The sequence below is a fragment of the Geodermatophilus sp. SYSU D00766 genome, from assembly GCF_054049915.1.
In genome coordinates this window covers 25,548-50,747 of record NZ_JBJGYI010000035.1, presented here as the reverse complement: position 1 = coordinate 50,747, position 25,200 = coordinate 25,548, and the positions used below count along the sequence as shown (strand labels likewise).

At 76.3% G+C, this 25,200-nt stretch carries 22 protein-coding genes; 14 read left to right on the top strand and 8 right to left on the bottom strand.

The window, feature by feature from the left end; translation table 11 throughout:
• Positions 1-113 precede the first annotated feature (113 nt).
• Together ACI8AD_RS20245 and ACI8AD_RS20240 are read left to right on the top strand one after the other, a co-directional pair.
• Complete coding sequence (locus ACI8AD_RS20245) at positions 114-1,649, top strand: LutB/LldF family L-lactate oxidation iron-sulfur protein (protein ID WP_456872324.1); 1,536 nt, start codon at positions 114-116, stop codon at positions 1,647-1,649.
• The gene (locus ACI8AD_RS20240; RefSeq protein WP_456872323.1) at positions 1,646-2,266 is read left to right on the top strand and encodes a LutC/YkgG family protein; all 621 of its coding nucleotides are present in this window, start codon (positions 1,646-1,648) and stop codon (positions 2,264-2,266) included. Before ACI8AD_RS20245 ends, ACI8AD_RS20240 begins: the two co-directional genes overlap by 4 nt.
• 159 nt (positions 2,267-2,425) lie before the next feature.
• On the opposite strand, the gene ACI8AD_RS20235 is transcribed toward ACI8AD_RS20240, so the two are convergent.
• The gene (locus ACI8AD_RS20235; protein WP_456872322.1) at positions 2,426-2,788 is read right to left on the bottom strand and encodes a thioredoxin family protein; all 363 of its coding nucleotides are present in this window, start codon (positions 2,786-2,788) and stop codon (positions 2,426-2,428) included.
• A gap of 101 nt (positions 2,789-2,889) precedes the next feature.
• Between ACI8AD_RS20235 and ACI8AD_RS20230 the strand changes: the two genes are divergently transcribed.
• The 3 genes from ACI8AD_RS20230 (at position 2,890) to ACI8AD_RS20220 (ending at position 5,287) form a co-directional block, all read left to right on the top strand.
• On the top strand, positions 2,890-3,384 hold the full coding sequence (locus tag ACI8AD_RS20230; protein WP_456872321.1) for a MarR family winged helix-turn-helix transcriptional regulator: 495 nt from the start codon (positions 2,890-2,892) through the stop codon (positions 3,382-3,384).
• A 50-nt stretch (positions 3,385-3,434) separates the two neighbouring features.
• On the top strand, positions 3,435-3,884 hold the full coding sequence (locus ACI8AD_RS20225; protein WP_456872320.1) for a DUF5313 family protein: 450 nt from the start codon (positions 3,435-3,437) through the stop codon (positions 3,882-3,884).
• Positions 3,885-3,988: 104 nt separating this feature from the next.
• Complete coding sequence (locus ACI8AD_RS20220) at positions 3,989-5,287, top strand: PP2C family protein-serine/threonine phosphatase (protein ID WP_456872319.1); 1,299 nt, start codon at positions 3,989-3,991, stop codon at positions 5,285-5,287.
• An 11-nt stretch (positions 5,288-5,298) separates the two neighbouring features.
• Here the strand turns inward: ACI8AD_RS20220 and ACI8AD_RS20215 are convergent, their stop codons facing one another.
• On the bottom strand, positions 5,299-6,141 hold the full coding sequence (locus ACI8AD_RS20215; protein WP_456872318.1) for a patatin-like phospholipase family protein: 843 nt from the start codon (positions 6,139-6,141) through the stop codon (positions 5,299-5,301).
• Between the two features lie 110 nt (positions 6,142-6,251).
• Here ACI8AD_RS20215 and ACI8AD_RS20210 point away from each other — a divergent pair, with 110 nt between their 5' ends.
• The 3 genes from ACI8AD_RS20210 (at position 6,252) to ACI8AD_RS20200 (ending at position 10,263) form a co-directional block, all read left to right on the top strand.
• Entirely contained in the window at positions 6,252-8,201 is a 1,950-nt protein-coding gene (locus ACI8AD_RS20210) for an alpha-amylase family protein (protein WP_456872317.1), read from the top strand.
• Positions 8,202-8,219: 18 nt separating this feature from the next.
• Complete coding sequence (locus ACI8AD_RS20205) at positions 8,220-8,645, top strand: nuclear transport factor 2 family protein (RefSeq protein ID WP_456872316.1); 426 nt, start codon at positions 8,220-8,222, stop codon at positions 8,643-8,645.
• Positions 8,646-8,760: 115 nt separating this feature from the next.
• The gene (locus tag ACI8AD_RS20200) at positions 8,761-10,263 is read left to right on the top strand and encodes a diguanylate cyclase domain-containing protein (RefSeq protein WP_456872315.1); all 1,503 of its coding nucleotides are present in this window, start codon (positions 8,761-8,763) and stop codon (positions 10,261-10,263) included.
• 99 nt (positions 10,264-10,362) lie between these two features.
• On the opposite strand, the gene ACI8AD_RS20195 is transcribed toward ACI8AD_RS20200, so the two are convergent.
• From ACI8AD_RS20195 to ACI8AD_RS20185, 3 genes are all read right to left on the bottom strand, one after another.
• Complete coding sequence (locus ACI8AD_RS20195) at positions 10,363-11,478, bottom strand: hypothetical protein (protein ID WP_456872314.1); 1,116 nt, start codon at positions 11,476-11,478, stop codon at positions 10,363-10,365.
• A gap of 480 nt (positions 11,479-11,958) precedes the next feature.
• Positions 11,959-12,921, bottom strand: a complete 963-nt coding sequence (locus tag ACI8AD_RS20190; protein WP_456872313.1) for a vWA domain-containing protein — start codon at positions 12,919-12,921, stop codon at positions 11,959-11,961.
• A 24-nt stretch (positions 12,922-12,945) separates the two neighbouring features.
• The gene (locus ACI8AD_RS20185; RefSeq protein ID WP_456872312.1) at positions 12,946-13,959 is read right to left on the bottom strand and encodes an AAA family ATPase; all 1,014 of its coding nucleotides are present in this window, start codon (positions 13,957-13,959) and stop codon (positions 12,946-12,948) included.
• Between the two features lie 94 nt (positions 13,960-14,053).
• On the opposite strand from ACI8AD_RS20185, the gene ACI8AD_RS20180 reads away from it, so the two are divergent.
• Complete coding sequence (locus tag ACI8AD_RS20180; protein WP_456872311.1) at positions 14,054-14,773, top strand: class I SAM-dependent methyltransferase; 720 nt, start codon at positions 14,054-14,056, stop codon at positions 14,771-14,773.
• Between the two features lie 72 nt (positions 14,774-14,845).
• On the opposite strand, the gene ACI8AD_RS20175 is transcribed toward ACI8AD_RS20180, so the two are convergent.
• Both ACI8AD_RS20175 and ACI8AD_RS20170 read right to left on the bottom strand, forming a co-directional pair.
• Positions 14,846-16,042, bottom strand: coding sequence for an NADH-ubiquinone oxidoreductase-F iron-sulfur binding region domain-containing protein (locus tag ACI8AD_RS20175; protein ID WP_456872310.1), 1,197 nt, complete (start codon positions 16,040-16,042; stop codon positions 14,846-14,848).
• A gap of 167 nt (positions 16,043-16,209) precedes the next feature.
• Positions 16,210-17,046, bottom strand: coding sequence for an HpcH/HpaI aldolase/citrate lyase family protein (locus ACI8AD_RS20170; RefSeq protein WP_456872309.1), 837 nt, complete (start codon positions 17,044-17,046; stop codon positions 16,210-16,212).
• 131 nt (positions 17,047-17,177) lie between these two features.
• Here ACI8AD_RS20170 and ACI8AD_RS20165 point away from each other — a divergent pair, with 131 nt between their 5' ends.
• The 4 genes from ACI8AD_RS20165 to ACI8AD_RS20150 all read left to right on the top strand — a co-directional run bounded on the left by ACI8AD_RS20165 (position 17,178) and on the right by ACI8AD_RS20150 (position 22,664).
• A complete protein-coding gene (locus ACI8AD_RS20165; RefSeq protein ID WP_456872308.1) occupies positions 17,178-17,780 on the top strand; it encodes a TetR/AcrR family transcriptional regulator in 603 nt (200 codons plus the stop codon).
• A 6-nt stretch (positions 17,781-17,786) separates the two neighbouring features.
• The gene (locus ACI8AD_RS20160; RefSeq protein WP_456872307.1) at positions 17,787-19,973 is read left to right on the top strand and encodes an MMPL family transporter; all 2,187 of its coding nucleotides are present in this window, start codon (positions 17,787-17,789) and stop codon (positions 19,971-19,973) included.
• A 62-nt stretch (positions 19,974-20,035) separates the two neighbouring features.
• On the top strand, positions 20,036-20,899 hold the full coding sequence (locus tag ACI8AD_RS20155; protein WP_456872306.1) for a PhzF family phenazine biosynthesis protein: 864 nt from the start codon (positions 20,036-20,038) through the stop codon (positions 20,897-20,899).
• A 91-nt stretch (positions 20,900-20,990) separates the two neighbouring features.
• Positions 20,991-22,664, top strand: coding sequence for an AMP-binding protein (locus ACI8AD_RS20150; protein WP_456872305.1), 1,674 nt, complete (start codon positions 20,991-20,993; stop codon positions 22,662-22,664).
• Positions 22,665-22,888: 224 nt separating this feature from the next.
• Here ACI8AD_RS20150 and ACI8AD_RS20145 read toward each other — a convergent pair whose 3' ends face one another.
• Positions 22,889-23,500, bottom strand: coding sequence for an SACE_7040 family transcriptional regulator (locus tag ACI8AD_RS20145; RefSeq protein WP_456872304.1), 612 nt, complete (start codon positions 23,498-23,500; stop codon positions 22,889-22,891).
• A 45-nt stretch (positions 23,501-23,545) separates the two neighbouring features.
• On the opposite strand from ACI8AD_RS20145, the gene ACI8AD_RS20140 reads away from it, so the two are divergent.
• Complete coding sequence (locus ACI8AD_RS20140) at positions 23,546-25,198, top strand: carboxyl transferase domain-containing protein (RefSeq protein WP_456872303.1); 1,653 nt, start codon at positions 23,546-23,548, stop codon at positions 25,196-25,198.
• Positions 25,199-25,200: the final 2 nt, after the last annotated feature.

Here is a 25,200-nt window from a genome sequence, read left to right as displayed (position 1 = left end):
CCCCCCCCCCCCCCCCCCCCGCCCCCCCCCCCCCCCCCCCCCCCCCCCCCCCCCCCCCCCCCCCCCCCCCCCCCCCCCCCCCCCCCCCCCCCCCCCCCACGGAGGAGAGCCGCGTGACGACGACGCCGCAGGACGCCCGCACCGACCCGACGCCGCTCGCGCCGGGCGCCCCCCGCTCGGGGACGACGTTCCTCGGCCTGCCCACCGCGCCCCGCGGGGTGGGTCACCTGCGCGGCGAGCAGCCCTTCCCCGACGCTGCCCGCACGGCACTGCGCGACGGGCAGCTGCGGGCCAACCTCGGCCGGGCGACGACGACGATCCGCGGCAAGCGCGCCGCCGTCGTCTCCGAGGTGCCGCACTGGGAGCAGCTGCGGCAGGCCGGTAGGGCGCTCAAGGCCGCCACCATGGCGCGCCTGGACGAGCACCTCGAGGAGCTCGAGCGCCAGGTCAGCGCCCGCGGCGGGGTCGTGCACTGGGCCCGCGACGCCGCCGAGGCCAACCGCATCGTCACCGGGCTGGTGCGGGCCACCGGCAGCGACGAGGTGGTCAAGGTCAAGTCGATGGCCACCCAGGAGATCGGCCTCAACGAGGCGCTGGAGACCGCCGGGATCAGCGCCGTCGAGACCGACCTCGCCGAGCTGATCGTGCAGCTCGGTGAGGACGCCCCCAGCCACATCCTCGTGCCGGCCATCCACAAGAACCGCGCCGAGATCCGCGAGATCTTCCGCCGCACCATCCCCGGCGTCGACCCCGCCCTCACCGACGACCCCCGGCAGCTGGCGATGGCCGCCCGCGCGCACCTGCGCGAGCGGTTCCTGCGCGCCCGGGTCGCCGTCAGCGGGGCCAACTTCGCCGTCGCCGAGACCGGCACGCTCGCCGTCGTCGAGAGCGAGGGCAACGGCCGGATGTGCCTGACGCTGCCGCAGACGCTGATCACCGTCATGGGCATCGAGAAGGTCGTGCCGCGGTGGGCCGACCTCGGCGTCTTCCTGCAGCTGCTCCCCCGCTCCTCCACCGGCGAGCGGATGAACCCCTACACCTCGCTGTGGACCGGGGTCACCCCCGGCGACGGGCCGGCCGAGTTCCACCTGGTGCTGCTCGACAACGGCCGGACGGCGGTGCTCGCCGACGAGGTGGGCCGCGAGGCGCTGCACTGCATCCGCTGCTCGGCCTGCCTCAACGTCTGCCCCGTCTACGAGCGCACCGGCGGGCACGCCTACGGCTCGGTCTACCCCGGCCCGATCGGCGCGGTGCTCTCCCCGCAGCTGACCGGCGTCGAGGACAACGCCTCGCTGCCCTACGCCTCGTCGCTGTGCGGGGCCTGCTACGACGTCTGCCCGGTGGCCATCGACATCCCCTCGATCCTCGTGCACCTGCGCGCCGAGCACGTCGAGGCGGTCGCCAGAGACAGGGAGCGGCCCACCGCCGAGGCGGTCGCCTTCCGCGGGCTGTCCCGGGTGATGAGCACCCCGCGGCTGTGGCGCCTGGCCCAGCGCGCCGCCGGGCTCGGCCGGTTCCTCGCCCGAGGCCGGCCGACGCTGCCGGCCGCGCTGCCGCCGCCGGCCAGCGCCTGGACCCGCACCCGCGACCTGCCCGCCCCGCCCGGGAGGACGTTCGTGCAGCAGTGGACGGAGGAGCACCGCTCGTGAGTGCGCGCGAGGAGGTGCTCGGCCGCATCCGGACGGCGCTCGGCGGGCACCGCCCGGTCGTCGAGGTCCCGCCGGTCCCGGGGCCGCGCTCGCTGCCACCGGCCGAGCTGCTCGACCTGCTCGCCGAACGCGTCGAGGACTACCGGGCCACCGTGCTGCGCTGCGCGCCCGCCGACGTCCCGGCGACCGTGCTCCGCGGCCTCGACCAGGCACTGGGCGCGGGGTGGGACCCCGCCGGCGTCGTCGTCGCCCCGGGGGTGCCGGCCGCCTGGCGGCCCGCCGGCGCTCCTGAGGACGACGGCCGGCCCGCGGTGGGCCTGGCCGCGTTCGCCGCGACGCTGACCGGGGTGGCGACGGCGATCGCCGAGACCGGCACGCTGGTCCTCGACGGGTCGCCGCGGTCGGGCCGGCGGGCGCTGTCGCTGCTGCCCGACGTCCTGGTGTGCGTGGTGGAGACCGCGCAGGTGGTGCCCGACGTGCCCGACGCGCTGGCCCGGCTGGACCCGCTCGCCCCGCTGACGATGGTCAGCGGCCCCTCGGCGACGTCGGACATCGAGCTGCAGCGGGTCGAGGGCGTGCACGGCCCGCGCACGCTCGTGGTCGTCCTCGCCGGCTGACGCCCGCCCGGCGGGGCGCCCAGTGTCGACCGGCCGTCGTCTCCCGCCCCCCCGAGACAGCACCACGTCGACACCGGCGCCGACCGTGGTGGCGTACTGGAACGGCCCCCTCGCAGGGGCCCGCCGCGAGCTCGCGAGCGGTGGGGGCCAGGGGGTCCGTCAATCGATGGGTTCGGGAAAGGTCGCGCGCACGGCGGGCATGTCGAGGGCGCGGACCGTGGCGACGAGCAGGTCGAGGGAGTCCTCGGGCAGCCAGCCCGGCTCGGCGAACACCAGCACGCCGTCGCGGTAGACCATCAGGGTGGGCGCCGAGCGCACCCGCAGCTCCACGGCCAGCGCCACCTCGGCGTCGGCGTCGACGGCGGCGAAGAGCAGGTCGGGGTGGCGCTCGGCGGCGGCGTCGAACACGGCGGCGAAGGCCCGGCTCGACCCCGACCGCGGCGTGCGGAAGTCGACCAGCACGATGCCCGGCGCCGACACCGCGGCGGCGAAGTCGGCCCCGGTGAGCTGGATGGTCCCCATGCGCACCTCCCGTCCGCCGACCAGTGTGACCCCCGGGGCCGGGCCGGGGCAGCCGCCCGGCGCCCCGGGTGGCCGGTCCCGGGCGTGATTAGCATCGGGGGATGCAGTCCGTCGACGCGGCTCCCGCCCAGGACCGCTCGGATGCCGCCGACCCCCTCGCCCTCGAGCAGCAGGTGTGCTTCGCGCTGTCGGTCGCCGCGCGCAACGTCGTCGCCGTCTACCGCCGCTTCCTCGAGCCGATGGGCCTGACCCATCCCCAGTACCTGGTGATGCTCGCCCTCTGGCAGCACGGGCCGCTGGCGGTCAAGGACCTCTCCCGGCGGCTGCAGCTCGACCCCGGCACCCTCTCCCCGCTCGTCAAGCGCCTGGAGGCCGCGGGCCTGGTGCGCCGCGACCGCGACCCGCGCGACGAGCGGGCGCTGGCCATCGCCCTCACCGACCGGGGCCGGGAGCTGCGGGCGCGGGCGGAGGCCATCCCGGCCGGCATCGTGGCGAACCTGGGTATGCCGCTCGACGAGCTGCAGAGCCTGCACGGGGCCCTGACCCGGGTGATCGACGCCTCCCAGCGCGCCCTGGAGACCGACACCACACGTTAGTTGGTGCCCCAACCATTGGTGCACACACCATGACGGCGTACACAGGAGACATGCCGCCCGAGACGGACCCCGCGCCTCCGCCCCGCGTGCGCCCCGGCGTGCTGCGGTGGGTGGCGTACGCGATGGGGGCCGGGCTGCCCGAGCGGCACCGCACCTGGGTGCTGTACGACACGACGACGCGCACCTGGGTGCTGCGGCACGTGGCGCGCACGCTCGTGCAGCTGGCCGTCCCGATCGCGCTGGTGCTGGTCCTCGTGCCGGGCGCCTTCTGGATCCGCGGGCTGTCCGCGCTCGGCGGGCTGATCCTCGGCATGGCGTTCTCCCTGGCCTACATGACCGAGGCGGTGGAGAACCGGGTGAAGAAGGCCGGGTACGCCCCCGGCTCGGCGCAGGCCGTCCGCGACCTGGCGGGCCGGGACCGCGACGCGCGCGACTCCGAGCGCCGCCGGGCCGCGGCCGCGAAGCGGGCGGCCCGCTACCGCGAGCGCCGCGGCGGCTGACCCGTCCCGCGAGGCGGAGCGTCGGACGGGGTGCCGACGGTGCCCGCTCACGTACGCTGCGTCCCCGACGCCCGGAGGAGACCCCGGGCCGGGACGGAGCCGAGGTGAGTGGACCCACCCGGGACGACGCACCCGCCACCGGGGGCGACCGCTACCGGTTCCTGGCCGAGGTCACCTGGTCCCTCGCCGAGAGCCTCGACACCGCCACGGCCGCCGACCGGCTCGCCCGCCTGGTGGTGCCGCGGCTGGCCGACTGGGCCACGGTCACCGTCGTCGCCGGCGACGGCGCGCCCGGCACCGTCGCCCGCGCCCACCACGACCCGGCCCGCCTCGCCGACGTCGACACCTACCTCGCCGGCCGGGTCGCCGCGCCGCGCGACCAGGCCCAGCTCGCGGCCGCGATGTACGGGACCGAGCCGGTGCACCTCACCCGGGTCGAGCCGGAGCTCGGGCCGGGGTCGCTGCCCGACGGCGAGGTGCGCGGCGCCTGGCAGCGGCTGGACCCGCGCTCGAGCCTGTTCGTCCCGCTGCACGCCCGCGGCTCGGCGGTGGGCGTCCTGTCGCTGGTGCGCTGCGGGGACCGCCCGCCGGCCGGGCCCGACGACGTCGCGCTCGCCGTCGAGGTCGCCCGCTGCGCGGCGCTGGCGCTGGACAACGCCCGCCTCTACGGCCGGCAGGTGCGGGTGGCCGAGACGCTGCAGCACAGCCTGCTGACCCCACCGCCGCAGCCGCCCGGTCTCGAGGTCGCCGTCCGCTACCGGCCCGCGGTGTCGCAGGACCTCGTCGGCGGCGACTGGTACGACACCGTCGTCCTGCCCGACGGCGCCACGCTGCTGGTCATCGGCGACGTCACCGGCCACGGCGTGGAGGCCGCCGCGGCGATGGCCCAGCTGCGCAGCGCCGTCCGCACGCTGGCCTACGACTCCCCCGACGGGCCGGCCGGGACCCTCGACCGGGTCGACCGCGTGCTGGCCGGGCTGCACGTCGGCACGCTGGCCACCGCGCTCGTCGCCCGGCTCGAGGCGGCCACCGACGGGACGGCGACCCGCCCGCTGCGCTGGTCGTCGGCCGGGCACCTGCCGCCGCTGCTGCTGGCCGCCGACGGCGGGGTGCGGCTGCTGGCCACCCCGCCGCAGCGCATGCTCGGCACCGACCGGCCCGGCGACCGCACCGACCACGTCACCGCCCTCGGACCGGGCGAGACGCTGCTGCTGGTCACCGACGGGCTGGTCGAGGCCGGGCGCCGCGGCATCGACGAGGGGCTGGCCCGGGTCGCCGGCGCGCTGGGCGGCCTGGCGGGCCTGTCGGCCGACGCACTCTGCGACCGGCTGCTGAGCCGGGTGCTGCCCGACCGCACCGACGACGACGTCGCGGTGCTCGCCGTCCGCGTGCTGCCCGGCTGACCGGCGCCCGCTCACCCCCAGAACGCGCGGACCTCCCCGGCGACCCGCTCGGCCTGCGCCCGGCCGGCCCGGGCGGCGGGCGCGCGGGTGGCGGGGTCGAGCGGGTTCGCGCCGAACGCCGCCCGCGACGCCTCGTCGGCGAGGAGGAGGTGCACCTCGCCGTCGCGGCGGAGGGTGGCCAGCTCGTCGTCGAGGGAGGGCCCCAGCGGGCTGCCCGGGAACCCGCCCATCGGCGCCACCACCAGCACGCGGTCGCAGCCGGCGGCGAGGTCGGCGTTGGTGGGCGAGCGCAGGCCGCCGTCCATGAACCGGCGGCCGCCGACGGTGATCGGCGGGTAGACGCCGGGCACGGCGCACGAGGCGGCGACGGCGTCGACCAGCGGCCAGCCGGTGTCGCGGTCGACGGCCAGGAACCCCCCGTCGGCGGTGTCGATCGCGGTGACCACCAGCCGGGCCGCGGGCCAGCCGGCCGACCCGATGCGGGCAGCGATCACCGCCCGCCGCTCGGACTCCGGCATCGTCCGCGCGCGCAGCGCCAGCGCGCCGACCCGGGCCCGGGCGTCCTGCTCCCCGGTCGCCCCGGCCAGTGCCTCGGCGAGGGCGGAGAGGAAGGACCCGCCGTCGAAGGGCACCGCCCGCTCGCCGGCCGGCACCGGGCCGAGCTGCGCGGCGTGGGCCTCCTGCAGGTCGGCGCCGGTGCGCAGCAGCGCGCCGACGACCGAGCCGGCCGAGGTGCCGACGACGAGGTCGGCGGCGCCGGCGTCGACGCCGGCCGCGGCCAGTCCGGACAGCAGTCCGATCTCCCAGCCGATGCCGGCGATCCCCCCGCCGCCGAGGACGAGCGCGCGGCTCACCTCGCGGCTCCGTGGCGGGGGCGTGGGTGCGGGGCGCCGGCGACCGGCGGGAGGGGGTCGGTCATGCGGGCCAGTGTGCACACGGAGCCCGGACGCGATAGTCAGGACGCATGAGCCGGGAGGGCACGACCACGGGCGCACTGCCGGAGCGGCTGGTCGGCGAGGCGGTGGCCGCGCTGGGCGAGGCGGAGGCCGACGCGTTCCTGGCCCGGGTGGAGCTGGCGCTGCCCGACGTCACCGGGGCGCTGGCCGTCCTCTACGGCGACCGGGCCGGTGAGCTGCTCGACCGCGGGCTGCGGATCGCGCTGCAGGCCGCCGCGCAGCGGCCCGAGCCGCTGCGCCGCCTGGACCGCCGCCGCGAGATCGACCCCGGCTGGTTCCTGCGGTCCCGGGTGCAGGGCTACGTCTGCTACGTCGACCGGTTCTGCGGCACGCTCGACCGGCTGCCCGACCACCTCGACCACCTGGCCTCGTTCGGCACCACCTACCTGCACCTGATGCCGCTGTTGCGGCCGCGCGAGGGCGAGAACGACGGCGGGTACGCGGTGGCCGACTACCGCGCCGTCGACCCGCGGCTGGGCACCATGGCCGACCTCGAGGCGGTCGCGGCCGCGCTGCACGGGCGCGGGATGAGCCTGTGCATCGACCTCGTGCTCAACCACACCGCCCGCGAGCACCCGTGGGCGCAGGGCTGGCTGGCCGGCGACCCCGCCCACGCCGGCTTCTACACCGCCTTCCCCGACCGGACGATGCCCGACGCCTACGACGCGACCATCCCGGAGGTCTTCCCCGACCGGGCGCCGGGGTCGTTCACGTGGGTGCCCGAGGCCCGCGGCGGGGACGGCGGCTGGGTCTGGACGACGTTCTGGCCCTACCAGTGGGACCTCGACTACACCAACCCCGAGGTGACCCTCGCGATGCTCGGCGAGATCACCTGGCTGGCCAACCGCGGCGTCGACGTCTTCCGGATGGACGCCGTGCCGTTCATGTGGAAGCGGCTGGGCACCACCTGCCAGAACCAGCCCGAGGGTCACACGCTGCTGCAGCTGCTGCACGCGCTGACCCGGGTGGCCGCCCCGGGCGTCGTCTTCAAGGCCGAGGCGATCGTGGCCCCCGACGACCTGGTGCCCTACCTCGGCGCGCACGAGCGGCACCGCCCGGAGTGCGAGCTGGCGTACCACAACTCGCTCATGGTGCTGATGTGGAGCAGCGTGGCCACCGGCGAGGTCCGGCTGGCCCGCCAGGCGCTGGGCCGCATGAAGCCGATCCCGCCGAGCACCACGTGGGTCACCTACGTGCGCGGCCACGACGACATCGGCTGGGCGGTCACCGACACCGACGCCGCCGCCGTCGGCCTGGACGGCTTCGCCCACCGGCGCTTCCTCAACGACTTCTACTCCGGCCGCTTCCCCGGCTCCTTCGCCCGCGGCGCGCTGTTCCAGGAGAACGAGACCACCGGCGACGCGCGCATCTCCGGGTCGGCCGCCTCGCTGTGCGGCATCGAGGACGCCCTCGACCGCGGGGACGAGACGGCCCTGGAGGCCGGGCTGCGCCGGCTGGTGCTGCTCTACGCGGTGGCCTACGGCTTCGGCGGCATCCCGCTGCTCTACATGGGCGACGAGCTGGCGCTGCGCAACGACACCGGCTACCTCGAGGACCCGCGGCGGGCCCCCGACAACCGGTGGATGCACCGCCCGCCGATGGACTGGGCCGCGGCCGCCCGCGCCGCCGACCCCGGCACCCTCGAGGGCCGCGTCGCCACCGCGCTGCGCCGGCTCGGCGACGCCCGGCGGGCGCTGCCCGCCCTCGACGGCGGCACCGACACCGAGGTCCTCGACGCCGGCGACGACGCCGTCCTGGTGTGGCGGCGCCGCCACCCCCGGCACGGCACCTTCGTCGGGCTGGCCAACGTCGCGTCCACCCCGCGGACGGTCGACGCCGACACCGTCACCGGGTTCGGCACCTTCGCCTTCGTCCACGGCAGCGACGGCCCGCTCGGGGTGGAGGACGGCCGGGTCGTGGTGCCGGCCCTGGGTTTCGCCTGGTTCGCCGAGCCCTGAGCAGGGAGGGTCCGACGGGTGGACACCAACCGGGAGATCGTGGCCGACGCCTTCGCGGCGTGGTCCCGCGGCGAGCGGTACGTGGCGAGCATCTTCGCCGAGGACATGACCTGGGAGATCGTCGGCCGGTCGCGGGCGGCGGGCAGGTACGGCAGCGCCCGGGAGTTCAGCGACGAGGTCCTGCACCCCTTCGGCGCGCGGTTCCGGCCGGAGGCGCCGTTCCGGCCGGTCACCGTCCGCGGCGTCTACGCCGACGGCGACGTGGTCGTCGTGCTGTGGGACGGCGAGGGCACCACCACGGCGGGCACGACCTACCGCAACACCTACGCGTGGTTCCTGACGATGCGCGACGGCCGGGTGGTCGACGGCACCGCCTTCTACGACAGCATCGCGTTCGACGAGCTGTGGGACGGCGTGCCGCCGGACGCGTCCCGCGCGACGTAGGACCCGCCGCACCCCGCACGGGCCGCCGGGGTCTCACCCGGAGGGGGCATCCACCCGCGACGCCGCCGGGTCGATCAGACGGGTGACACCGCCCGCCCGACGGAAGCAGACCGGCATGGCCCCGCGCACCCCCGCAGCCCGCACCCTGGGCGCGCTGCTCGTCGGCGTCTGCACGGCCGGCGTGCTCACCACCGCGCTGCTGCCCCCGGCGGGCGCCGCACTGGTCTCCGACCTCACCCAGGCGCTGGCCTCCGCCGCTGCCGCGGCGGCCACCGCCACGCACGCCGCCCGGTGCGGCGGCCGGCGGGCGCGGGCGGCCTGGTGGCTGCTGGCGGGCGCCTGCGCGGCCTGGTCCGCGGGGCAGGCGTACTGGACGGTGCTCGCGCTGCGCGGCGCGGCGCCGTTCCCGTCGCTGGCCGACGTCGGCTTCCTCGGGTTCGCCGTCCTCGCCGTGCTCGCGCTGGTCGTGCACCCGGCCGGCGGCGGGCGCACCGGCCTGTGGCAGCGGTTCCTCGACGCGCTGATGACCGCCGGCGCCGTGGGCCTGGTCAGCTGGCAGACGGCGCTGGGCGCGGTGCTGCGCGAGGACACCGGCCACGACGTCGTCGTCCGGCTGCTGCTGGCCGCCTACCCGGTCGCCGACGTCGCCCTCGTCGTGCTCGCCGTCCTCCTGGTCACCCGGACCTCCGGTGACCGCCGGCCGCTCAACCTCGTGGCCGCGGGGGTCACCGCCCTCGCCGTCGCCGACAGCGCCTTCACCTACCTGGCCGCCACCAGCAGCTACGACGGCGGCACCGCCGACGCCGGCTGGACGGTGGCCTTCGTGCTGCTCGCCGTCGCCGGGCTGTGCCGCCCGGGCCGGCCGGCCGGCACCACGACCGCGGACCGCAGGGTCGGCCGGGCCGGCGCGGCGGCCTCCCTGCTGCCCTACGCGCCGGTCACCACCGCGCTGGCCACCACCCTGGCGCTGAGCCTGGCCGGGACGCCGCTCTCGCGCGGGGAGATGGTGGCGGCCACCGCGGTCATCGCCGCGCTCATCGCCCGGCAGTACATGACCGTCCGGGAGAACGTCCGCCTCGCCGCCGACCTCGCCGCCCGCGAGACGCAGCTGCGGCACCTGGCCTTCTCCGACCCGCTCACCGGCCTGGCCAACCGGTCGCTGTTCCTCGACCGGCTGCAGCACGCCCTGGCGCTGCACGCCCGGGACATGCGGCCCGTCGCCGTCGTGTTCCTCGACCTCGACGACTTCAAGTCGGTCAACGACACCCTTGGCCACGCGGCCGGCGACGAGCTGCTGCTGCGGGTCGCCGAGCGGCTCACCGGCGCGCTGCGCGGCGGCGACACGGTGGCCCGGCTCGGAGGGGACGAGTTCGCCGCGCTGCTGGAGGACGGCGGGGACCCGATGGAGGCCGCCGCGCGGATCGCGGCGGCGATGGACGTGCCGTTCACCGTCGCCGGCCGGACCCGCGCGGTGGGGGCCAGCACGGGCGTGGTCGCCCTCGGCGCCGGCGACGCGGCGGTGGGCGCCGACGAGCTCATGGCCCGCGCCGACGCGGCGATGTACACGGCCAAGCGCACCGGCAAGGGCCGCGTGGTCCACCACGGCGTGCCGGCCTAGAACCGCCGCGCCGGCCGCCCGTGCACCGTGCTCGGCCGCGGGCCGGCATGTCAGGGGTCCGCCGTGGCTCCGTCCTGCCGCCGCCGGGCGATTCCGGACTCACACCGGACCGGGACCGGGCTGGGGCCTGTCCGCGCCCCGGACGCTGTCGAGCACGGTCTGCCCCTGCTGATCGACCAGACGGGTGAACAGCTGCTGCGCGTACCCGAAGACCAGTGCCCAGGCCAGGATCTGCGCGGACGTGTCCAGCGCGCTGAGGCCGGGGATGAACTGGCCGCGCATGAGGAGGAGTCCGAGGAACGCGGTGACAGCGCCGGTCGGCAGCTTGAGCGCAGCGAGTGCAACGGGCAAGCCGTACCGCTCGGACGATCCCTTCATGCGGCGGATGGCCGCAGCACTCGCGATCGCTGCTGCGGTGAGCCCGACGAGCTCGACCACGATGAGGTCCTGCGGCCGCGCCGTCTCCGCCGTCACGTCGTCGATGTCGCGCAGCGGTATGCCCGGCTGCGGCTGGCCTCCCAGCGGGATGAAGGGTCCGGACTGGTTCGTCGGGCACACGACCGTCGCGATGCCCGCTTCCTCGGGGGCGAAGCACACGGGGAACAGGGTCTGGTAGAGGAAGCCCGTCACCGCGACGGCGACCGCGAGGACGGTCATGAAGACGGTGGTCGCCACCACCACGTTGCGGAAGCTCCGCAGGCGCACGTGCTCGCGGAGCGCAGCCGAGCTGGCGCCTCTCACGATCGTCACGATCTTGCGGCGCTCATCGTCCACGATCCGCAGCTTCGCCTCGGGGGTCGGAACCACCGAGTCCTGGAGCTGCGGATGGTCCGGATCCCGTATCCCCAGCCTCCCGGTGATGGCCTCGAACTCCTGACGCCGCGGGTCCGTCGGGGGTAGGTGGCACTGCACGTGCCGGAGCAGGCACGGCATCTGACCCAGGACGTACGCGGGCGGCAGGAGGTTCAGGAGGTGGGCCTCGGCAGCGTCGAGGTTGCTGGTCGCCCGCTCGATGAGCGGGCCGTTCCGGAACAGCCGGAAGCGTCTGTGCGGGTTGAGCCTCGCAACCCGAGCTGCCTCTCTCGCCGCCGTGAGATGACGTCGGATGGCCAGCACCAGGGCCTCGTCGTCGCTGCGCGGGTTGCTCCGCTGGACCCATGCACACAGCGCTTCCAGCTCCGCGGCCCGCGTCAGGGTGCCCTCGCGCCACGCCACCCAGACAGGCCCCCCGACCGGGGGCAGATTGAGGTCCGGGAGATCGGCTCCGGGGCGCGGTCCCGGCGTCGTCGCGGTGGTCGTGGCAGCGTCCCCTGCCGGCGCCGGTGGTATCGCGGTGGCCACCGCGCGCCTCGGGGGACGGGCGTGGTTCCTTGGTCGGAGGTCCATGTCACACCTCGGTACGGGTTCGCCCCACGGCACCGTCCACGGGCGAGGGAGGGCCGTGGCCGGTGCACGGGCGCGTGGATCTGGCTCGCCGTGCTGGCCGGTCGGCTCCGGGGAGCGGCGACGCCTTCTCGTCGGTTCGTTCCCCCCGCCCTCCCGGTTCGGACGGGCGGGTTCCGGCGCCGATCGGGTCGCATCCTCCGTCGACGCCGTCACAGGACCGTCAACGGACCGTCACCGTCCCCACCGCGTCACCGACCGGCCCCGAGCGCCTTCGCCGCGGTCCCGGCTCCCCGGACCCGGCTGTGGCGCTCAGTCGGCGAAGAACGCGCCGAGCGCGGCGGCGACGTCACCGGAGCCGCGGACCAGCCGCAGCCGGCCGCGGCCGAGCCGGGCCAGGTCGCGGCCGAGGTCGACGTCGCGCTCCCCGGAGACGTCGAGCAGCACGTCCAGCCGCGGCAGCCGCGCCGCCACCGCGCGCGGGTCGGGCCCGGCGTTGTGCACGCAGTCACTGAGCAGCAGCACCCGCGCGTCGCGGGCCGGCGCGCCCGCCAGCTGCCGGCCCGCCGTCTCCAGCGCGAAGGCCACGTTGGTCAGCCCCTGGGTGGGCACCCGCAGCAGCAGGTCCAGGACGGCGGGCGGGGGCACGGTCTCCCCGGGCCGGACCAGCACCGCGGCGTCGGACCAGAACGCGACGACGCCGACCCGGTCGCGGGCCAGCTCGCCGGCCAGCGCGCCCACCGCCGCGGCCGCCGTCCGCACCCGCTCCCCGCGCATCGACCCGGACACGTCGACGACGAGCACGACCGAGCGCCGCTGCCGCACCCGCTCGCGCACCAGCACGTCCCGCTCCCCCGGGTAGGGGTTGCCGGCGACCGCGTCGAGGGTGCGCTCGAGGTCGAGCTCGTCGGAGCCGCCGTTCCACGGCAGGGTGCGCAGCTCCCCCACCCCGCGGCGGGGCCGCCGGTCGACCGGCGGGCGCGGCACCGCCAGCCACCGGGCGATCGCCCGGGCGCGGCGCCGGGTCTCCGCGTCGGCGCCGCCGGTGCCGAGGTCGGCCAGCGGCACCAGCTCGGCCGGCTCGTCGGTGGTGCCCGGGGCGCTGCCCCCGCCCGGCCCGCCGCTGCGGGTGCGCCGCCGGTCGCCGGAGGACAGCGCCAGCCCGGCCCCGCCGGGGACCGGCCGGTACAGCGAGGGCTGCTCGGTGAGCTGCTTGGGCCGGCGGCGCGCCGGCCGGGTCCCGCGCGGGGCGCCGCCGCGGCCCCGGCGGGTCACCGGGGAGTCGGCCGCAACCGTCCTTCAACCGGGGCCGGCCGCCGCAGGGGCGAGCAGGAAGTGGTCCTCCCAGATCTCCCGGAGCACCGCCTCCGGCGTGGACTCCACCGTCTCGTCCACGGCGATGCGTCCCGACAGCGCCAGCAGCAGCGCGTCGAGCACCGTCGCCGTGTAGTCCTCCGGCAGCCCGCGCGGCGGCTCCAGTGACGGCTCGTCGGGCAGCGCGACGTCGCGCATGTCGGCGAGCTGGGCGGCCACCAGGGCGAGGTCGATCGCGCCGCGGACGCTGCTGCCCTGGCGCAGGTCCTCGCGCTCGCGGGTGGCCCGGGTCAGCGCGACGGCGTCGGCCACCAGCCGCGGTGAGGCGATGCCGGTGCGGCGGGCGACGATCCCCCGCTCGGCGTCGGCGTCCTGGTAGCCCACGGCCAGCCGCACCAGCCGGTCGGAGATCGAGGCCGACAGCCGGGTGGTGCCGATGGCGTCGAAGGGGTTCATCGAGGCGACGACGCGGAAGGTGGCGCGCGCCTCCACGGTGCCCACGTGCGGCACGGCCAGCCGCCGCTCGGCCATCGCGGTGAGCAGCGTGTTGAGCGTGTCCTCGGGTGCCCGGTTGAACTCCTCCAGGTAGAGGAACCCGCCGCCGCGCATCGCCTGCACCAGCGGGCCCGGGACGAAATTCTCCGGCCGGTAGTCCTCGCGCAGCACCCGGGCGGGGTCGTGGTGCCCGACCAGCCGGGTCGGGGTGAGGTCGGCGTTGCCCTCGACGAAGACCAGCGGCACGCCCCACTCGGCGGTGATCGCCCGCAGCAGCGTCGACTTCGACGTGCCCGGCGGCCCCTCCAGGACGACGTCGCGGCCGGCGGCGACCGCGGCCAGCAGCAGGTCGAGCTCGCGCTCGCGGCCGACGAGGTGGGCGGCGACGCGGCGGCGGACCTCCCGCACCGACGCGCCGGCGTCGTGCCGGACGCGCAGGCCGGTCACCACCGGGTCGTCGTCGGGGCCGGCGCCGGGGAGGTCGGCCGGGGGCGGGGACGGCACCCGCCGGACGCTAGTGACACCGCGTCGCGCGCAGCAACCGCAGCCGCCCCGGGTGCCGTCTGCGGGTGCGGCGGGCGGGTGCGAGGCTGGGCCGGTGGCAGACACCGCGAGGGACGTGGCGCACCGGGACGGCCGGCGCACGGAGGCCGTCCGCACCTACCGGGGGCACGGCATCCACGCCGCCCCGGGGGTGCACGAGTACGCCGCCGACCTCGTCCGCGCCGCGCTGCCCGACGGCGGGCGGGTGCTGGAGGTCGGGTCGGGGTGCGGCGCCCTGGCGCTGCGGCTGCGCGACGCCGGCATCGACGTCGTCCCCACCGACCTCGACCCGCCGCACGAGTGGATCCACCGGCTCGACCTCGACGACCCCGAGTGGACCGACGAGACCCGCGGCCCGTTCGACCTCGTCGTCTGCGTGGAGACCCTCGAGCACGTCGAGAACCCGCGGCAGGTGCTGCGCTCGATCCGCGCCCTGCTGCGCCCCGGCGGGCAGCTGCTGGTGAGCACGCCCAACGTCACGCACCCGCACTCGCGGCTGCTCACGCTGCTGCGCGGCGCGCCCTACATCTTCGGCCCGCGCCACTACCACTCCCCCGGGCACATCACGCTGCTGCCCGACTGGATGCTCACCGAGCACGTCCGGCTGGCCGGGTTCGACCGGATCGAGGTCACCACCGCCGGCGACACCCTCTACCAGGGGCCGATGCGGGCGGCCTACCGCGTGGAGATGGGGCTGCTGTGGCTGGCCGGCATCCGCCAGCGCGCCACCTCCGGCGACGGCGTCTGCACCTTCGTCACCGCGGTCGCCGTCTGACGAAGGCCCCTCCTGCCCCCCACCCCTCGCTCCGCTCGGCGCGGGCCCCTGCAGGAGGGCCGTTCCAGCCGCTCACCCGGCATGCGGAGGCGCGGGCAGGAACGGCGCCCACGACGTCGCGGTGCACGAGCCGTAGCGGTGGGCGGTCAGCTCGCAGGTGAACAGCTCCAGCGCGCTGGCCACCAGCCGCAGCGTGCCGTCGGGGTGCCCGCACGCGCCGCGCCCGGTTCCCGGCCCGCACCAGCGGGTCACCTCGTCGAGCAGCCCGGGCGGCGGGGCCGCCGGCGCGGCGAGGACGGCCAGCGCCGCCGCCACGCGGGGCAGCGCGTCCAGGCACGGCCGGCACCGGCGGGCGCAGTCGCGGGTCACCCGCTCGACCACGCGGGCGGTCTCCAGCAGCCCGCAGCGGTCGCCGGGCAGCACGGCGAGCACACCGGAGCCCAGGCGCGCACCGGCGACGGCGAGGTGTGCCGCGTCGAGGGTCAGCGCCCGCGCGGCGGCTGCCGACACCCAGCTGCCGTGGTAGCCGCCGACGAGGACCGCCCGCGCCCCGCCCAGCGGCAGCAGGTCAGCCAGCCGGCTGCCCGCGTCGGTGCCGACGTCGACGACGTCGGCGTGCGGCACCCCCGCGGCCTCCCAGCGCCGGGTGACCAGCGCGCGGCCGGCCGCCTCGGGGACCCCGCGCGCCAGCAGCGCCAGCCGGGCCAGGGTCTCGACGTTGAGCACCAGCGTCGGGCGGCCGCCCACCCCGCGGACGCGGACCGGCGGCTCCTCCGCCCGCGGCGGTGCCGGCCGGCCCCCCAGGCCTGCGACCAGCACCGACTCCTCCCCCGCCACCAGCGACGGCGCCACGGGGTGCAGCCGCACCGCCTCGCCCCGCTCGGCCAGCGCCCGGGCGACGGCGGGCAGCCTGGCCGGGGTGGCCGCCAGGACCAGGGTGGTCGCCCCGAGGGTGCGGCCGGCGAGCACCAGACCGTCGAGGACCAGGTGCGGCGCGCCGGTCAGCAGCGCCCGGTCCTTGAGCGCGGTCGGCTCGCTGTCGGCACCGTTGGCGACCACGACCGGGGCCCGGCGCGTCCGGCGCGCGGCCTCCGCGACCGCCCGCACCTTGACCGCCGTCGGGAAGGCCGCACCGCCGCGGCCGGTCAGCGCGGCCGCCTCGGCGAGCGCGGCGGCGTCGGCCCGCGGCTGCGGCCCGTGGGTGGCCAGGTGGTCGGCGAGCGACGGCCCGGGGGCGGCGAGCAGGCCGGGGGCGGCGAGGGCGGTCACCGGGCCCGCCGTCCCGGGACCGGGCCGGGGCCGCCGTCGCCGTGCGGACCCGGGCCGGTCCGGCGGACGGGGGGTGCGGGCATCGGTTCCTCCTCGTGGCGTCACGCGGAGGCTGGGGGCCGGACCTGCCGTCCCCCCGGGGGTCACCTGGGAATTGGCTGGGAGCCTCAGGCGGGATGGACGCCGAAGGTGCGGGCCAGCCGCTCGATCTTGCGGGCGCGGCCGAGCCGGGGCAGGTCGCTGCCGTCCCGGATGACCTGGCCGCGGGCCTCGAAGTCGGCGAGGAAGGCCTGCGCCCAGGCGACGTCGGACGGGGCGGGGCTGATGACCTCGTTGATGACCGGCGCCTGGTCGGGGTCCAGGCACAGCTTCCCGGTCAGGCCGAGGGAGACGGTGACGGCCGACTGCTCGCGCAGCACCGGGTGGCTGGTGCTCACCGTCGGCCCGTCGATGGGCCCGGGCAGGTCACCGATGCGACTGGCCACCACCAGCCGCGACCGCGGGTAGGCCATCGCCAGGTCGTCGGCGCTGGTGCCGGTGTCGCGGCGGTAGTCGCCGCTGCCGAACGCCAGCCGGAACGTGCCGCGGGCCCGGGCGATGTCCACGGCCTCCTCGATGCCCAGCGCCGACTCCACGAGGGCCAGCACCGGGGTGGCGCCGCCGAGCCGGTCGAAGGTCTCGGTGACGTGCTCGGCGGCCTCGGTCTTGGCCAGCACCACACCGGCCAGCCCGGGCAGGCCGGCGAGGGCGGCGACGTCGCGCTCCCACCACGGCGTCGAGCGGTCGTTGATGCGCACCCACGCGTGGCGGTCGGCGGTCCCGAGCCAGGCGACGACGCCGTCGCGGGCCTCGTCCTTGCGGGCCGGGTCGACGGCGTCCTCGATGTCGAGGACCACCTGGTCGGCGCGGGAGGCGTAGCGCTCGTCGAAGAGGTCCGGCCGGGCGCCGTTGACCAGCAGCCACGACCGCGCGTCCGCCGGCCCGACCCTCGTGCGTGTCGTCATGACGTCATCCTCGCGCGGCGCGCCGCCGATCCCTCGGCGACTCCCGGCCGGCGGGACGTGATGCACCCCACCCGACCGGATCGGACGGTCGGCCGACCGAATCGGTCGGTCGTGGCGTACCGTCCCGTCCCGTGGTACGACCGTTCCGGCAGCAGATCGACGAGGGCATCCTCGACCGCGCCGCCGGCCTGTTCGCCCGCCGCGGGTACGCCAAGACCTCGATCCAGGACGTCGCCGGCGCCGTCGGCCTGTCCAAGGCCGGCCTGCTGCACCACTTCCCCAGCAAGGACGCGCTGCACGAGGCCGTCCTCGCGCACGCCGACGCGCTGGGCCGGCGGGTCCTCGACGGCGTGCGGCACCTCCCGCCGGGCCGGGCGCGCGACCAGCGGGCCGTCGAGGTCATCGTCGACCTCGCGCTCGGCCACCCCGGCTTCGTCGCGCTGCTGCTGGCCCCGGTCACCGAGCTGCCCGACGGCGGGGAGCACGAGCCCGGCGGCCCGGCCGACGCCGTCTTCGAGGCCTTCGGCGTCGACCCCGGCGACGACGGCGCCGACGCCGAGCGCCTGGTGCGGGTGATCGGGGCCGTCGCGGCGCTGGCCGTCCTCACCCTGACCGCCCACCAGGCGGACCGGACCACCGCGTGGCGGCCGCTGGTCGTCGCCACGTGCCTCGACGCGCTCGGACACCGCCGTCCGCGCGCGCTCCCTTCCCACCCCACCCAGGCGGAGGCCTGATCGTCCATGGCAGTCCTGTTGTCCCGTCTCGGGACCTCCTCCGCGCGGCACCGGTTCGCCGTCCTCGCCGTGTGGCTGCTCGTCCTCGTGGCGGGCGGCGTCGGCGCGGCCACCCTCGCGGGTGAGACCTCGACCGAGTTCGCCATCCCCGGCCAGGAGTCCACGACCGCGCTCGAGCGCATCGACGAGGAGTTCGGCGGGGCCGCCGGCGGGGTGAGCGCCCGGGTCGTGGTCGCCGCCCCCGAGGGCGAGCAGCTCACCACCGACCCGGAGAACGCCGCCGCGGTGACCGAGCTGGTCGCCACCCTGGCCGGGCTGCCGGGCGTCACCGCGGCGAGCAACCCGCTGGACCCGGCCGCGCCGGGCGTCAACGCCGCCCAGGACACCGGCTACAGCACGGTCAGCTACGACGCCGAGGGCGGGGTCTCCCCGGAGGAGCGCGAGGCGCTGCTGGCCGCGGTCCAGGACGCCGGGCGCGACACCGGGCTGACCGTCGAGGTCACCGGCCAGGCCGTCGAGGAGGTGCCGGCCGTCGGCGGCCCGTCGGAGGTGGTCGGCGTCGTCGTGGCCCTGCTGGTGCTGGCCGTCACCTACGGCTCGCTGGCCGTCGCCGGGATGAACCTGCTCACCGCCCTCGTCGGCGTGGGCATCGGCGTCCTCGGCATCACGATCGCCACCGGCTTCACCGAGCTGTCGTCGACCACGCCGATCCTCGCCGCCATGCTCGGCCTGGCCGTCGGCATCGACTACACGCTGTTCATCGTCACCCGCCACCGGCAGGAGCTGCTGCGCGGCACCGACGTGCACACCTCGATCGGCCTGGCCGTCGGCACCGCCGGCTCCGCGGTGGTCACCGCCGGGCTGACCGTCGTCATCGCGCTCGCCGGGCTCTTCGTCGCCGGCATCCCGTTCCTGACCCAGATGGGCCTGGCGGCGGCCGGCACGATCGTCGTCGCGGTGCTCATCGCGCTCACCCTGGTGCCGGCGGTGCTCGCCCTGCTCGGGCACCGGGTGCTGCCGAGGCGGCAGCGCGCCGCGGCGACCGGGGGTCCGGCGACCCACGCCCGCGGCCGCGGGTTCCTCGCCGGCTGGGTCACCACCGTCACCACCCGGCGGGTCGCCTCGCTGCTGGTCGCCGTCGTCGCGCTCGGCCTGGTCGCCGTGCCGGTCGCCTCGATGCGGACCACGCTCATCCAGACCCCGGCCGAGGACACCACCGCCGCCCGCGCCGAGGCCCTGCTCGCCGCGGGCTTCGGCGAGGGCTCCAGCGGCCCGATCACCGTCCTGTTCGAGGGCGAGCAGCCGACCGAGGCGGCCGCCCGGCTCATCCCGGAGGTCTCCGCGCTCGACGACGTCGCCCTGGTCACCCCGCCGGTCCCCGACGCCGACGGCACCGCGGCGCTGCTGACGGTCGTCCCGCAGTCCAGCCCGTCCAGCGAGGCCACCGAGCAGCTCGTCACCGACCTGCGCGCCCTGCTCGCCGACGCCGACGGCGTCGAGGCCTCCGTCACCGGGGCGACGGCGGTCAGCGTCGACGTCGCCCACAGCCTCGACCGGGCGCTGCCGGTGTACCTGCTGCTCGTCGTCGGGCTGGCGCTGGTGCTGCTGGTCCTGGTCTTCCGGTCGCTGCTGGTGCCGCTGGTCGGCGTGCTCGGCTTCCTGCTCACCATCGGCGCGGCGCTCGGCGCCACCGTCGCGGTGTTCCAGTGGGGCTGGCTGGCCGGCGCGGTCGACCTCGGCGCCACCGGCCCGCTGCTGAGCCTCACGCCGATCCTGGTCATCGGGATCCTGTTCGGCCTGGCCATGGACTACCAGGTGTTCCTGGTGTCGCGGATGCACGAGGCGCACAGCTCCGGGACGCCGTCCACCGAGGCCGTCCGCACCGGCTTCCGGCAGGCCGCGCCGGTCGTCGTCGCGGCCGCGCTGATCATGTTCTCGGTGTTCGCCGGCTTCGTGCCGGGCGCCGAGCCGACGATCACCTCGATCGCCTTCGCCCTGGCCGTCGGCATCCTGGTCGACGCCTTCGTCGTCCGGATGGTGCTCGTCCCGGCGGCGCTGGCGATGCTCGGCGAGCGGGCCTGGTGGCTGCCGCGCTGGCTGCGCTGGCTGCCGGTGCTCGACGTGGAGGGCGCCGCCCTGACGCGGGAGCGCCCCGCCGACCGGGCGCCGGAGCTGGTCGGCGACCCGCGCTGACCTCGCCGCCCTCACGGCCCGCCTCCCTCCCGGGGAGGCGGGCCGTGCTGTCTCATGTCGGGGTGGTCACGCCTCCGGTCACCCGTCCCCAGGTCCTGCGCTACGTCGCCTTCAGCGACGACCCCTCCGGCGGCAACCCGGCCGGCGTCGTCCTGGACGCCACCGGCCTGAGCGACGAGCGCATGCTGGCGATCGCCGCGGAGGTCGGCTTCTCCGAGACCGCCTTCCTCCTCCCCCGCCCCGACGGCCTCGACGCGCGCTACTTCAGCCCGCTGGCCGAGGTGAGCTTCTGCGGGCACGCGACGATCGCCACCGCCGTCGCCCACGCCGAGCGGCACGGCGAGGGGACGCTGCACCTGCGCACCCCCGCCGGCGAGGTGCCGGTGCGCACCGAGCGCACGCCCGACGGCGCGTGGACGGCGACCCTCACCAGCGTCCCGCCCCGTACCGCCGCGCTGTCCGAGGACGACCTGGACCTGTTGCTGGCGCTGCTGCGGACGACCCGCGACGACCTCGACCCGGCGCTGCCGCCGCGGGTGGCCTACGCCGGTGCCTGGCACCCGGTGCTGCCGCTGGCCTCGCGCGCGCGGCTGGCCGTCCTCGACTACGACATGAGCGGGCTCGGCCGGCTGATGGCCGACCGCGACTGGACGACGGTGGCGCTGGTGTGGCGGCAGGACCCGGTCACCTTCGTCGCCCGCAACCCGTTCCCGCCCGGCGGCGTCGTGGAGGACCCGGCCACGGGCGCGGCGGCCGCGGCGCTGGGCGGCTACCTGCGCGAGGGCGGGCACGTCCCGGCGCCGTCGCGGCTCACCGTCCTGCAGGGGGCGGACATGGGGCGGCCCAGCACGCTGTCGGTGTACGTCCCGGAGGGGCCCGGCAGCGGCATCGAGGTCAGCGGCCGCGCCGTCGCGATCCCCGGCTGAGCCCGGTCCCGGCTCCCTCCGATCGGGGGTGCCGTTCCCCCCTCGGAGGGGTCACAGTGCTCCCGAGCACTCCCGGAGGAGAGGACCAGCAGTGACCCAGTCGATCCCGACCAGCCCCGCCCTGCCGTCCTACGCGAGCGGGACGTCCACGGTGCCCCTGCTCGGGGACACCATCGGGGCCAACCTGGACCGGACGGCGGCTCGGGTGGCCGAGGACCACGAGGCGCTGGTGGAGTGCGCGACCGGCCGCCGGTGGACCTATCCGCAGCTGGTCGCCGACGTCGACGCCTGCGCGCTGGGCCTCGACGCGCTCGGGGTGGCCAAGGGCGACCGGGTCGGCATCTGGGCGCCCAACTGCGCCGAGTGGGTGTTCGTGCAGTACGGGACCGCCAAGCTCGGCGCCGTCCTGGTGAACATCAACCCGGCCTACCGCACGCACGAGCTGTCCTACGTGCTCAAGCAGGCCGGCATCTCGGTGCTGGTGAGCGCGCCGGAGTTCAAGACCAGCGACTACCGGGCGATGGTGGCCGAGGTGCGCGGGGACTGCCCCGACCTGCGCGAGGTGCTCTTCCTCGGCGACCCCGAGTGGGAGCGGCTGATGGAGACCGGCCGCGCCGGGGACCGCGGGCTGCTCGCGCAGCGGGAGACGCAGCTGTCGGCCGACGACCCGATCAACATCCAGTACACGTCGGGCACCACCGGCTTCCCGAAGGGCGCCACGCTCACCCACCACAACCTGCTCAACAACGGCTTCTTCGTGGGCGAGGGCTGCGGGTACACCGAGGCCGACCGGGTGTGCATCCCGGTGCCCTACTACCACTGCTTCGGCATGGGCATGGGCAACCTGGCCTCCACCAGCCACGGCTCGACGATGGTCATCCCCGCGCCCGGCTTCGACCCCGCGCTGACGCTGCGCGCCGTCCAGGACGAGCGGTGCACCTCGCTCTACGGCGTCCCCACGATGTTCATCGCCGAGCTCGCGCTGCCCGACTTCGCCTCCTACGACCTGTCGTCGCTGCGGACCGGGATCATGGCCGGCTCCCCGTGCCCGGTGGAGGTGATGAAGCGGGTGGTCAACGAGATGGGCATGCAGGAGGTGACCATCTGCTACGGCATGACCGAGACCTCGCCGGTGTCCACCCAGACCGGTGCCGACGACGACCTCGACCGCCGCACCTCCACCGTGGGCCGGGTGCACCCGCACCTGGAGGTGAAGATCGTCGACCCGGAGACCGGGCTGACCGTGCCGCGCGGCACCCCGGGTGAGTTCTGCACCCGCGGCTATTCGGTGATGCTCGGCTACTGGAACGAGCCGGAGAAGACCGCCGAGGTCATCGACCGCGCCCGCTGGATGCACACCGGCGACCTCGCGGTGATGGACGCCGAGGGCTACCTCAACATCGTCGGCCGGATCAAGGACATGGTCATCCGCGGCGGGGAGAACGTGTACCCGCGGGAGATCGAGGAGTTCCTCTACACCCACCCCGACGTCGTCGACGCCCAGGTCATCGGCGTCCCCGACGAGCGCTACGGCGAGGAGCTCATGGCCTGGGTGCGGCTGCGCGAGGGCGCCGAGCCGCTCACCCCCGAGGCGCTGCGCGCGTTCTGCGCGGGCAAGCTCGCCCACTACAAGGTCCCGCGGTACGTGAAGGTGGTCGAGTCCTTCCCGATGACGGTGACCGGCAAGGTCCGCAAGGTCGAGATGCGGCAGGTGTCGGTGGAGGAGCTCGGCCTGCAGTCGGCCGCCGCGGTGAAGAACGCCTGACCCCCAGCCCGACGGTGGGCGCTGACGCCGCATTCCGCCGGGGGGAACGCCGCGTCAGCGCCCACCGTCGGCGTCCGGACGACGACGGCGTGCGCGGAGGTGCGGCCCGGGGCCCCGGAGCTGCACACCCGCGCACGCTGTCGCCCTGACCACGAGGCATCGGAAGCTCTCCGCACGTCTGAGCGGCCCGGACGTGCGGAGAGCTTCCGATGCCCTGACGCGCCTCAGGCGGTGGCGGCGGCCTCGGCCATCGCGGCCAGCAGGCCCGCCATCTGCGGGCGGGAGACCCGGCCGGCGCTGTGCGGGGTGGAGTTGACCAGCCCGAAGACGGCGTGCGCGCGGGCCCGGCTGGCCGCGGTGCCCTCCTGCGGGCGGAGCCGGGCGAGCACCTCGACCCACACCTCGACGTAGCGGCGCTGCAGCCGGCGCACCCGCGCGGCGTCGTCGTCGGCCAGCGAGCCGAGGTCGCGGTCCTGCACGGTGATCAGCGCCGGGTTGTCCAGCGCGAAGTCCACCTGGAAGGCGATGAGCGCGCGCAGCTGGGCGACCGGGTCGGGCCCGGCCGCGGCGACCCGCTCCCGCCCGCCGTCGAGCAGCCGCCGGCTGATGCCCTCGAGCATCTCGGCCAGCATCGCGTCCTTGCTGGCGAAGTGCCGGTAGATGGCCGGGCCGGTCACCCCGACGGCGGCCCCGACGTCGTCGACCCCCACCGACCGCGAGCCGCGCTCGGCGAACAGCTGTGCCGCCGCCCGCAGGATCTGCTCGCGCCGCGACGGGCGGGCGGCGTCGGCCGAGAGCGCGGTGTCGACCTCACCGCCGGTCGCCGCCCCGGTCATGCCCGGATGGTAGCGCCGGGAGTGAACGTCGGTTAACCTCACGCCGTGACGTTAACCCCGGTTAACTCGCCGGGTCGAGCACCCCAGGTGCCCGACACCGGCACGGTCCTCGGCACGAAGGCCGACCCCCGCGGCGACGCCTTCGCCCGCAACGCCGCCGCCCAGCAGGAGCTGCGCGCCGAGTTGCACGAGAAGCTCGCGGCCGCGGCGCTCGGCGGCCCGGAGCGCACCCGCGAGCGGCACGTGGCGCGCGGTAAGCTGCTCCCCCGCGAGCGGGTCGACACCTTCCTCGACCCCGGCAGCCCGTTCCTCGAGCTGTCCCCGCTGGCCGCCGACGGCATGTACGACGAGGACGCGCCGGGCGCGGGCATCATCACCGGCGTCGGGCGGGTCAGCGGCCGCGAGGTCGTCGTCGTGGCCAACGACGCCACCGTCAAGGGCGGCACCTACTACCCGATGACGGTGAAGAAGCACCTGCGCGCCCAGGAGGTGGCGCTGCAGAACCGCCTGCCGTGCGTCTACCTCGTCGACTCCGGCGGCGCCTTCCTGCCGATGCAGGACGAGGTCTTCCCCGACCGCGAGCACTTCGGCCGGATCTTCTTCAACCAGGCCACGATGAGTGCCCAGGGCATCCCGCAGATCGCCGCGGTGCTCGGCTCGTGCACCGCCGGCGGCGCGTACGTGCCGGCGATGGCCGACGAGGCGGTCATCGTCCGCGACCAGGGCACGATCTTCCTGGGCGGCCCGCCGCTGGTGAAGGCCGCCACCGGTGAGGTCGTCAGCGCCGAGGACCTCGGCGGCGGGCTGCTGCACAGCCGCACCTCCGGCGTCACCGACCACCTGGCCGACGACGACGCGCACGCGCTGCGGATCGTCCGCGGCATCGTGGCCGAGCTCGGCCCGCGCAGCCCCCGCCCGTGGCAGGTGCGGCCCGCCGAGGAGCCGGCCCTCGACCCCGCGGAGCTGCCCGGCGTCGTCCCGGCCGACCCGCGCACGCCCTACGACGTCCGCGAGGTCATCGCCCGCATCGTCGACGGCAGCCGGTTCAGCGAGTTCAAGGCGCTCTACGGCTCCTCGCTGGTGACCGGGTTCGCGCACATCCAGGGGCACCCGGTCGGCATCGTCGCCAACAACGGGGTGCTGTTCGGCGAGTCGGCGCTCAAGGGCGCGCACTTCGTCGAGCTGTGCGACCAGCGGTCGATCCCGCTGCTGTTCCTGCAGAACATCACCGGCTTCATGGTCGGCCGCGACTACGAGGCCGGCGGCATCGCCAAGCACGGCGCCAAGATGGTCACCGCGGTGGCCTGCGCCCGGGTGCCCAAGCTGACCGTCGTCATCGGCGGCTCGTTCGGCGCCGGCAACTACTCGATGTGCGGCCGGGCCTACTCCCCCCGCTTCCTGTTCACCTGGCCCGGCGCCCGCATCTCGGTCATGGGCGGTGAGCAGGCGGCCTCGGTGCTCGCCACCGTCCGCCGCGACCAGCTGGGTGACGCCTGGAGCGCCGAGGACGAGGAGGCGTTCAAGGAGCCGATCCGCGCGCAGTACGAGCGGCAGGGCAACGCCTGGTATGCCACCGCGCGCCTCTGGGACGACGGGGTCATCGACCCCCTCGACACCCGCACCGTCCTCGGCCTGGCGCTGTCGGCGTGCGCGAACGCGCCGCTCGCGCCGGTCTCCTACGGCGTCTTCAGGATGTGACC